This window comes from Variovorax sp. P4_D9 (assembly GCF_056401695.1).
Genome location: NZ_JBFUIU010001494.1, coordinates 1 through 1,209 on the forward strand (window position 1 = coordinate 1; position 1,209 = coordinate 1,209).

At 63.7% G+C, this 1,209-nt stretch carries 2 protein-coding genes and 1 pseudogene; 1 reads left to right on the forward strand and 2 read right to left on the reverse strand.

Translation table 11 applies throughout. The annotated features are described in order from the left end of the window. Positions 1-109 precede the first annotated feature (109 nt). Positions 110-175 (reverse strand): annotated as a pseudogene (locus AC1DY5_RS56300) (KUP/HAK/KT family potassium transporter); the annotation flags it as partial. Positions 176-337: 162 nt separating this feature from the next. Between AC1DY5_RS56300 and AC1DY5_RS56305 the strand changes: the two are divergent. Next, entirely contained in the window at positions 338-781 is a 444-nt protein-coding gene (locus AC1DY5_RS56305; protein ID WP_478122818.1) for a sensor histidine kinase, read from the forward strand. A gap of 102 nt (positions 782-883) precedes the next feature. Here AC1DY5_RS56305 and AC1DY5_RS56310 read toward each other — a convergent pair. Further along, a partial coding sequence (locus AC1DY5_RS56310; RefSeq protein WP_478122819.1) for a PTS sugar transporter subunit IIA occupies positions 884-1,209 on the reverse strand: 326 nt, incomplete at its 5' end.

Below are 1,209 nucleotides of genomic sequence, written 5' to 3' on the forward strand. Positions count from 1 at the left end.
ATGTTGGACAGCACCCATGGGGGCACGATCCTGAAATCCACACACAAGCCGTCCGGAACCCGCGTCAGTTCAGCATGTCATCCGCCGGATTCGCCTGTCTTGGACAGCAGTGGAAGACTTCCTTGAATGCATAGAGGGGCGAGGTGCCGATGTCCCCATACACCACGCCGACGGCGCGTCGCGAGCGAGGACCGTGATGTGTTCATCGGCGAGCCGTCGGCACGCGTTACCGGCCGAATCCTTGATGGGTGAAAAGTCACGCCATTCTGCAACACGGCACGCATCGCGATCTGTCGATCACGCGCGCCGGCTTCAGGCGTGACCGTAGAGCGTCTCCTTGAACGCGCTCGCCGAGGAGACATTCCGGCGCCTGCAACCCATGGCCGGGGAGCGGCAGATCGAGATCGTCCTTGCGCTTTCCCCTGTGGTGACGGCCGGTGTCGCTCGCAGCGCCGTGACTCTGGTGCTGGCCAATCTTCTCGACAATGCGGTGAAGTTATCGGTGGCGGGGCAGCGGGTGACTGTGGATGTGGCCAGCGATGGTGCGAACGCCATCGTCAGCGTATCCGATCGCGGCCCGGGCCTCCGACTGGACGAGCTTCCGCATCTGTTCGAGCGTTTCTATCGCGGCTCGTCAGCCCGTACCGAACAGACATCCGGCGTGGGACTCGGGCTGGCGATCTCGCAGGCTATCGTGAGTTCCTACGGTGGGCGCATCGATGCCTCGAACTCGCCGAACGGCGGTGCGGTCTTCGCCATTCGACTTCCGCGGGATGTCTGAGCTTCGGCGCGAACGACCCGGTGCTGCGAGCATGGACGCAGCGACCTCTGCAGCAAGCAATGGCGCCTTGACCCGGTTGCTGCCGGACGGGCGGGATCTTGGCTACGACGAGGCAGACGTCAGGCGTGCGATCCCGGTTCGGAATGCGTTCGCGGCCGCTTTTGCATCCGGTGCGCGATCGAGTTGTGTGCGGAAACGCCGATCGGAAAACAGCCGTGCGACCAGTGCCAGCAACTGGAGATGATCGTCCGTCGCGCCATCCTCAGGCACCAAGAGGACCAGTAGCTGGGAGACGGGTTTGCCATCCGGCGCATCGAACGCGATGGCGTTCCGGGTGTGCATGAACAGTGTCGTGGGCTGCGCGATACCACCCATTCTTGCATGCGGGATCGCGAATCCTTCGCCGAGGGCGGTCGATCCGGCCTGCT